The 4,199-nt window shown below is 61.6% G+C and carries 3 protein-coding genes and 1 pseudogene; 2 read left to right on the forward strand and 2 right to left on the reverse strand.

Annotated elements, in window-relative coordinates; all coding sequences use genetic code 11:
• Window positions 1-430 (reverse strand): annotated as a pseudogene (locus D9599_RS30190) (IS5 family transposase); the annotation flags it as partial.
• 777 nt (window positions 431-1,207) lie between these two features.
• Here D9599_RS30190 and parA point away from each other — a divergent pair.
• On the forward strand, window positions 1,208-1,897 hold the full coding sequence (gene parA / locus D9599_RS30195) for a ParA family partition ATPase (protein WP_198385042.1): 690 nt from the start codon (window positions 1,208-1,210) through the stop codon (window positions 1,895-1,897).
• Window positions 1,894-2,166 (forward strand): ribbon-helix-helix domain-containing protein, encoded by a 273-nt coding sequence (locus tag D9599_RS30200; RefSeq protein ID WP_198385043.1) that lies wholly within the window; start codon window positions 1,894-1,896, stop codon window positions 2,164-2,166. Before parA ends, D9599_RS30200 begins: the two co-directional genes overlap by 4 nt.
• A 32-nt stretch (window positions 2,167-2,198) precedes the next feature.
• Here the strand turns inward: D9599_RS30200 and D9599_RS30205 are convergent, their stop codons facing one another.
• Window positions 2,199-3,071 carry a replication initiation protein gene (locus tag D9599_RS30205; RefSeq protein ID WP_198385044.1) on the reverse strand — a complete coding sequence of 291 codons (873 nt, stop codon included), beginning with the start codon at window positions 3,069-3,071 and terminating at the stop codon, window positions 2,199-2,201.
• Window positions 3,072-4,199: the final 1,128 nt, after the last annotated feature.

Consider the following 4,199-nt stretch of genomic DNA (forward strand, 5'->3'; position numbering starts at 1 on the left):
GCGACGGCGTGTCCCGCGCTGTCGGCGATCACGCAAACCTTGGTGCCGAAGCCCCCACGAGAGCGACCAAGCGCCTCACGCTCATCCCGTTCCGCCGCTGTCGCGCCTTTTTGGCCGCGCCTGCCGCCTTGGCGTGCGCCCGCACGGAGGTGCCGTCGAGGAAGGTCATGCCGAGCCCGATGCCTCGGTTCTGCGCCATGCTCAGCAGGCGTTCCCAGACACCCAGGCGAGACCAGCGGATGAAGGTCTGCGCCGCCATCCACCAGGGCCCCTCCTCCGCCGGTAGGGCCCGCCACTTCGCGCCATTGTCGTGCCGCCAGAGAATGGCCCCGATGGTCCGCCGCAGGTGCTGAGGTGGCACCTTGGCGTGCGGGCGGCAGGCCTCGACAAGAGGCTCCAGCACCGCCCACTGCTCATCTGTCAGCGCCATCCCGTTCTCCAGAAAGCCAGAGAACGCAGGCACCTTGCCAAGGATTCAGGCGCTAACAGGCCCTAGATGGATGCCATGTTCACATCGACGCGCATCAGCATCACTGGCAAACTCTCCCTTTTCTGAGCTGTAGCTACTTGCCTACAGCAAGGCATCTCACCGTTTGGCCTCCTTACACTCTTCCTTGAGGGGCGATGTTGTCCCGGATTGGCGGCTCCGCTTGCGGTCGGCACGGCGGAGGGCCATGTTGTGCAGCGCAGCAATCCTCTGTTGTCGGGTTGCTGCTTTCTTGGACGTTTCCTCCCTAAACTCGGCGGTGCCCTCGGGTGCCGCCTTCTTTTTGCCGGCAGGGCGTAGAAGCGCCTTCGTTGACGAGATGGGTGGCGAGGTCTTCCGCTACACCCCCACACCTACGTTGTAACTCCGTCATGACGGGCGAAAGCCTTCCATCTGGTGAGGCTCCTGCCCCGCGCTACCTGCCTTGGGAGCTGCACGCCTCGCTCGCCGAGGGGCGGCTTACGGCCGCGGCCCGCCTCCTGGCGCGGCCGGGCGGGTGGATTGCTTCTGGCCCGCGCCGTTGGACGACTATCCCGGAGAGCGCCGGAACAGCGGTGGCCTGCTGCAACTTCCTCTTAGCGCGGGTGGGTCGACAACCGCAGGTCGGCTCAACAGCGTAAATGGGGGCGGGCGAAAGTGCCATCGTTGGGGCCGGGCTTACTGGAGAGCCCATGCGTCGGATGGTCCAAAAGGGCTGACGCTGGAACCCGCATCCGGCGATTGACGCCAGACCCGCATGAGCTTCATAACAGGTTCACACGGGAGCATGTTCACATGCATACTATCGCACTGACGAACCAGAAGGGTGGCGTCGGCAAGACGACCCTCGCCTGTCATCTGGCCGTGGCCTTTACGCAGGCCGGGCAGAACGTCGTCCTCCTCGACCTCGACCCGCAGGCCTCCGCAGCGGAGTGGGGTGACGCCCGCCAGGCCGAGTTCCCGCACGTCCAGAGCATCCAGCCTTCTCGCTTGGCCAAGACCGCCCAGCAGATGAAGGAAATTGGGGCGGACATTTTGATCCTCGACACGGCGCCGCATTCGGAAGGCACGGTCATGGACGCCATCCGCCTTGCGGATCTGGTCTTGATCCCCTGTCAGCCGTCGATCATGGACCTCCGGGCCATGAGCAAGACGATCAACTTGGTGAAGCTCACCCAAGTCCACGCCTTCGCGGTCCTCAATGGGGTGCAGCACCATTCGACCATGGCCGCAGTCGAGGCCGAGAAGACAATCCGGGACCACCTTGGGCTTCCCGTCGCCCCGGTGAAGATCGGAGAGCGTGTCGCCTACAACCGCTGCTTCATCACCGGACAAGCGGCACAGGAGATTGAGCCAGACGGCAAGGCGGCGGCCGAGATCAAAAAGCTCCACAAGTGGACCGCCAAGCAGCTTGAGAGGGTGCCTGCATGAGTACAAAGCCGAACTTCGCCGCCGGACTGAAGGCGCTGCGCCCGGAGACGCTGCCCGCGCCCCCCGTCCCGGTTCAGGCCGCGCCACAGACTGTCCAGCCGCCTTCCCGCGTCGGCAAGGTCGCTATCAGCGCCTACTTCGATCCAGAGGTACGGAAGCAGCTCGCCATCATGGCGGCTCGTCAGGACAAGTCTCAGGCAGCCCTTTTGGCCGAGGCATTGAACATGCTGTTCGAGCATTACGGGGAAAGCCCGATCGCGCGGGCCTAAGTATGAGATATTCGGGGAGCGTCTCCCCTGCCCTACTTCGCGGACAAGAGTGAGGTTTTCGGGGAACGGCGCCGGAGGCGCTCCTGTGAGGGCATCGGGGAAAGCACATGCTCCGCCTTGCCGGAGATCCGCTCCTTCCGTCCGACCTTGGACGCCTGCCCTTCCCGATAGGCCGACTGCAGCTCTTCGTCGGATTTGCGCCACCAACCGACGTTCACCTTCACGACCTTCTTGCCCTGCTTCACGGGGAGGACGGCCAGGCCGAACGGGGCCAGCGCATTGACCTCCGCCACAGCAGGCTTGAGGACATGCATGTTCAGCTCACCGAAGGTCTTATACTTACCCGGCGGCACCCCCAGCATGGCCCGGAAATCATCAAGACTATATTCGATCTGGGTCTTGAAAGACAGGTTTGCGACCTGCGCCACGTTCTCATAGAGCGATACAGAATATTTTGAGCTGAACGACATGATGATCGGCAGCGCGATCTTGCCCCATATCGTCGACTTCTGCAGGATTTCGATCAGCATGGCATCGAAACTGTACGTCAGTACGCCCGCCGGACGGTCGGGACTGTCCAGATCATTGCCGCCGAGAAACTGGACACGACGCGTTTTCCCGTTGGGCAGCTTGACCACCAGCAGTGTCCGCATCAACGCCTCGATGGCCTCCTCGACCATCTCATAGCCCTTGTGACCGGCAGGCTTCAGCTCATCAATCTCAACGGTGTACCGCTTGCCCTCCGTCACGCCCTGCATGTGCGCGTGATGCCAAAGCACCGTAATCGCGCGGCGGGCGTTTAGGGTAAGCTCATGGTGGCCCGTCACCTGGATCAGCTCGGCAGGCTTGATTGCTTCCTGACCGCGCGGCGTCAGGGCCAACGTGAGAATCGGCGCTTCGGACATGGCCCGATGATACCAACCGCTGCCAAGTATGAGAACAACCCCCCGAAAATCTCATACTTGCAGCCCCGAACTTCTCATTTTTGACAATGGTCTTGTGGATAATTCGCGCTGCCTTGCCCGAAGACCTCACAGTAACGCCCCGGATCACTCATACCTTTCCCCGGTTTCCTCACAGCAACCGTCTCCCCTGCCCGGATTCCTCATAGGAGGCCCCGATAACCTCATAGTTGGCTCGGCAAGCCTTTGTTTTGGCAGGCGGATTAGCGGATGAATCTTCGAATCCTTGAATCTAAGAATCTACTTGAATGACGGAGGCGGTGGAAAAAGGACTGGCCGACTCATGGCGCACCAGGAAACACTGGTAAAAAGCCGCATTGAGAGCGCGCGAGGTCGCCTGGTGTCCCTATCCGACCGAGATCTGCGTGAGTCGGGAAGGCCCTGCGCTATCGGCAATCATCCCTCTCACCCCTTCACATGGCGTTATGTTATCATGTCAACATGCTTGCTCTGCAAAGGGTAGGCCCTCGCCATGCTTGGTGCTTCGCGCCTGTTCATGAGTCCGGTTCCGGCTTCTCTACCTTCGCATTCCGCTACGCTTTTCGGATGAGAAACCTTGCTTGGGGCAAGAAAGCCGTTCCTCGCTTCCAGCAACATCCAACAAGAAAGCAAGTTCGAGTGTGAACATGTGAGATTTGGAACTTATGAACATCATGACTGTCTGACATTATAACAAGCAGGGGCATGCGTATGTCAGGTTGTCGCCGCTACACCCGGCTAGCGCGGGTACCAGGGCACGCAAGCTACGTCCTTGGACCTACGATCCTCGAATTACTAAGGCATCGTGAGGATCTGGCCGGTGCCCTAACCGACTCGCTTCGTCTAGGACAGCGGGCATGAAGCACCTCCTTCTATCCACCTTCTGCTCTCCGTCACGATCGCGCCCCTAGAGGCACAGACGCCGGCCCCGGCCGCGCCGCCGCGCCTGGTCACGACCTGGGAGGCGGTGGACCAGCCGATGAGCGCGCTGCTGAATGGTGGGCACCGCATCATCTCGGCCATGGGCCCGAGCTTCACGCTGGAGCGAGGCGGCAAGTACGTGGCCTGCGAGGTGCGCCCCGCCGGCGGCAT

Source organism: Roseomonas sp. KE2513, assembly GCF_016107305.1.
In the GTDB taxonomy this organism is placed as follows: domain Bacteria; phylum Pseudomonadota; class Alphaproteobacteria; order Acetobacterales; family Acetobacteraceae; genus Roseomonas.